This is a genomic window from Halorubrum sp. CBA1125 (assembly GCF_009742825.1).
Taxonomy (GTDB): Archaea; Halobacteriota; Halobacteria; order Halobacteriales; family Haloferacaceae; genus Halorubrum.
Window position 1 is genome coordinate 1 of record NZ_WPCE01000240.1, and the last position, 3,746, is coordinate 3,746.

Annotated in this window: 4 protein-coding genes; all 4 read left to right on the plus strand. The window is 68.1% G+C overall.

The genetic code is table 11. The features are described 5' to 3' along the window. Nucleotides 1-523 precede the first annotated feature (523 nt). A complete protein-coding gene (locus GJ633_RS14910; RefSeq protein WP_156589436.1) occupies nucleotides 524-1,450 on the plus strand; it encodes a replication factor A in 927 nt (308 codons plus the stop codon). 1 nt (nucleotide 1,451) lies between these two features. Further along, on the plus strand, nucleotides 1,452-2,111 hold the full coding sequence (locus GJ633_RS14915; RefSeq protein WP_156589437.1) for an RPA family protein: 660 nt from the start codon (nucleotides 1,452-1,454) through the stop codon (nucleotides 2,109-2,111). 202 nt (nucleotides 2,112-2,313) lie between these two features. After that, nucleotides 2,314-2,718 (plus strand): CopG family transcriptional regulator, encoded by a 405-nt coding sequence (locus tag GJ633_RS14920; RefSeq protein ID WP_156589438.1) that lies wholly within the window; start codon nucleotides 2,314-2,316, stop codon nucleotides 2,716-2,718. A 195-nt stretch (nucleotides 2,719-2,913) separates the two neighbouring features. Continuing rightward, on the plus strand, nucleotides 2,914-3,746 hold an 833-nt coding region (locus tag GJ633_RS14925; protein ID WP_321169114.1), incomplete at its 3' end, for a thiamine pyrophosphate-dependent dehydrogenase E1 component subunit alpha.

Consider the following 3,746-nt stretch of genomic DNA (forward strand, 5'->3'; position numbering starts at 1 on the left):
CCTCCAAAGCCCCAGTCGCGAGGACTCGCGCGACTCGCTGCGGTCCTCAGTCGCTCACTCCGTTCGCTCCCTGCGGTCCTCACTTCCTCGTGCTTCGCCCTCGCGACTGCCCCTTTGAGTCCACCCGACCGCTCCGCACACCACCTCACGCCTCCCCAGCCTCGTCGACCGCCCTCCGCTTCGCTCCGGACGGCCGACTCCCTCGCGGGCTCCTCGCGGTCGCCGCCGGCGACCGCTCGGAGGCGCGCCGACCGACAGTTCGTCCTCACCGTATTCTCGTTCCGTGCGGACACTTCACGCGGTACCGTTCCACTTGAAACGGCGCCCGCGCGTGGCTGACGAGCGTCTGACACGGGCGGGCCGGAGCCGACCTCCGGGATCGCCTTCGATCGCCAAATCGCTACGAGACGCCTCGAACGCGCCGTTTTATTCACTTTCACCGCGGTGGCGGGCGTTTTAATACTATGAGGAACCAACCGTCGTACGCCTCCCATTGAAACACGACCGGAGGCGGAGACACCCCATGAGCGAACTGCGACAGGAAGCGGAAGCGATAGCGGAACAGTTCTCGGACCACCTCGAGGTGGACGCCGATCAGGTCGAAGAGCGGCTCGAAACGCTCGTCGACGAGTATCGCGTCCCGCTCGACGAGGCGCGGCGGACCGTCACCAACAGCTACCTCGACGAGGCCGGCATGGAGCGCGAGGCGCTCGGCCGCGGCGGCAGCCAGGAGGTCCTGGTCAACGACATCGACGAGGACGAACAGTGGGTCGACCTGCGCGTGAAGCTGGTCGACCTCTGGGAGCCCCGCAGCGACTCGATCTCGCAGGTCGGGCTCTTAGGCGACGAGTCGGGCACGATCAAGTTCGTCGCGTTCGAGACCTCCGAGCTCCCCGAGCTGGAGGAGGGACAGGCCTACGAGCTCTCGAACGTCGTCACCGACGAGTACGAGGGCAACTACTCGGTGAAGCTCAACCGGACGACCCAGATCACCGAGATCGACGAGGCGATCGAGGTCGGCGACAACGCCGACACCGTCGAGGGCGCCCTCGTCGACATCCAGTCCGGCTCCGGGCTGATCAAGCGCTGTCCCGAGGACGACTGCACCCGCGTCCTCCAGAACGGGCGGTGCTCCGAACACGGCCAGGTCGAGGGCGAGTTCGACCTCCGGATCAAGGGCGTCCTCGACGACGGCGAGACCGTCTCCGAGGTCATCTTCGACCGCGAGGCCACCGAGGAACTCACCGGTATGACCTTAGAGGAGGCCAAGGACATGGCGATGGACGCGCTCGACACCACCGTCGTCGCCGAGGAGATGGCCGACGACGTGCTCGGGCGGTACTACCGCGTCACCGGTCCCACGTTCGGCCGGTACGTCCTGGTCGACGAGATGGAGCGTCCCGGCGCCGTCGACGTGGAGAGTGCGCTGATCGAAGCGAGGTCGATCTGATATGAGCCAGAACCAGTCAACCCCCACCCGAGAGGTCGCCCGGCGCGCGTTCGCGAGCGAGTTCAACGACGCCGCCTACACGTTCACCGAGTCCGACGACGAGCGGGCCCCCGTCTACCTGCTGTTGCCGACGGGGCAGTCCGCGAACCGCGTGTTCTTCGTCGGCACCCTCACCGAGAAGGAGGACGTCGGCGAGGACGCGGAGTACTGGCGGGGCCGCATCGTCGACCCCACGGGGACGTTCTTCGTCTACGCCGGCCAGTACCAGCCCGAGGCCGCCTCGAAGCTCCGCGAGCTGGAGCCGCCCGCCTACGTCGCAGTCGTGGGGAAGCCCCGGACGTACGAGACCGACGACGGCACGGTCCGCGTCTCGGTCCGCCCCGAGTCGATCACGGAAGTCGACGCCGACACCCGCGACCGCTGGGTCGCCGAGACCGCGAAGCGGACGATCGCGCGCGTCGCCGCCTTCGACGACGAGGCCAACGAGTACGCGCTGATGGCCCGCGAGGAGTACGACCTCGACCCCGAGACGTACAAGGCCGCGGCGCTGTCGGCGCTCGAGGACCTCGACGAGAGCGACGGCGACGAGCTCGCCGGCGGCGCGTCCGACGCCGCCGTCGACGACGCCGACACCCCCGACGCGGGCCCGCCGGAGCCGTAACCACCGGTCGGCCTCCCGCCCTCGCGGGGCAGGCTAATCCCGCGATCCGGGAGCACACCCGGCGCCGAAACCGACGAATTCGCTGAACCCGTCGAAACCGACGAATTCGGCGTTTTTTTGACCCGTATCGACGGTGTCTGGGACACCGATCCTGCCATCGTCTGACAAACGCTTAAGTAGTCGCGCGCCGATCGGTCCGATAATGGGCAACAAGAACAAGACGATCTCGTTCCGCGTCAACGAGGACGCGTTCGAGACCCTCCGCGACATCGCCGAGGAGCGAGATATCTCGCTGTCGGCCGTCTTCCGGGACTACGTGGATACGCTCGTTGCCCACGACGGACAGGTCCGCGTCGTCCCCGAGGCGGAGCTGGAGAGCATGGGCGAAAGCGGGGAGTCGTTCCCGCCGAAGATCGAGGTCCCGAAGAGCTTCGTCCGGGAACACGAGCGGCTCGAACTCGAGGCCGACCACCTCCGCGAGCAGCTGGAGGAGCACAAACGCTACGTCAACTACCTCCGCGAGCAGCTGGAGGACAGCGAGGAAGACGTGATCCAGCTCGAGGACCTCGACGGCGAGCGCGACGAGCCCTCCTTCCGGCTCGGGTGACGCCGCGGGATTCCGTCCGAGTCGTCGCGTCTCCCGGTTCCCCCCTCCGCCATCTGGTTCCGAACCGTCCGTTTTTCCTCGTCACAGATGGACGGTCTCTCGGTACGTTCCGCGATTTCCGCACAGTATGATCACGTACGAAAACGATATTACCCGTGCGGCGGACCCTTCAGACATGAACGGGTGGGTCCGACCGTGAGCGTGTTCGACAGGGAGTACGACGACCCGGTCCGCGTGCTCGACGAGGACGGCGCGGTCGTCGGCGACGTCCCGGACCTCGACGAGAGCGAGCTGGTCGAGATCTACCGGTACATGCGGCTGGCGCGCCACTTCGACGGGCGGGCGGTGAGCCTCCAGCGGCAGGGCCGGATGGGGACGTACCCGCCGCTGTCGGGACAGGAGGGCGCACAGGTCGGGTCCGCGGCGGCGCTCGCCGAGCAGGACTGGATCGTCCCCTCCTACCGCGAACACGGGGCCGCGTTCGTCCGCGGGCTCCCGCCGCGCCAGACGCTCCTCTACTGGATGGGCCACGAGGAGGGGAACGCGCCGCCAGAGGGGGTCAACGCCTTCCCCGTCGCCGTTCCCATCGCCTCGCAGGTGCCTCAGGCGACCGGCGCGTCGTGGGCGGCGAAGCTGCGCGACACCGACGAGGTGTTCTGCTGTTACTTCGGCGACGGCGCGACGAGCGAGGGCGACTTCCACGAGGGGGTCAACTTCGCCGGCGTCTTCGACACCCCCACGGTGTTCTTCTGTAACAACAACCAGTGGGCGATCTCGGTCCCGCGCGAGCGGCAGACCCGCAGCGCGACGCTCGCGCAGAAGGCCGAGGCATATGGGATCGACGGCGTGCAGGTCGACGGGATGGACCCGCTCGCCGTCTACCGCGTCACGGCGGCGGCCGTCGAGAAGGCGCGGGACGCCGACGCGGACCGCCCGCGGCCGACGCTGATCGAGGCGGTGCAGTATCGGTTCGGCGCGCACACGACCGCCGACGACCCGACCGTCTACCGCGACGCCGACGAGGTCGA

Excerpts from the sequence above, each read along its gene's own strand:
- GJ633_RS14910 (WP_156589436.1), top strand. The coding sequence starts at position 524 with ATGAGCGAACTGCGACAGGAAGCGGAAGCGATAGCGGAACAGTTCTCG.
- GJ633_RS14915 (WP_156589437.1), top strand. The coding sequence starts at position 1,452 with ATGAGCCAGAACCAGTCAACCCCCACCCGAGAGGTCGCCCGGCGCGCG.
- GJ633_RS14920 (WP_156589438.1), top strand. The coding sequence starts at position 2,314 with ATGGGCAACAAGAACAAGACGATCTCGTTCCGCGTCAACGAGGACGCG.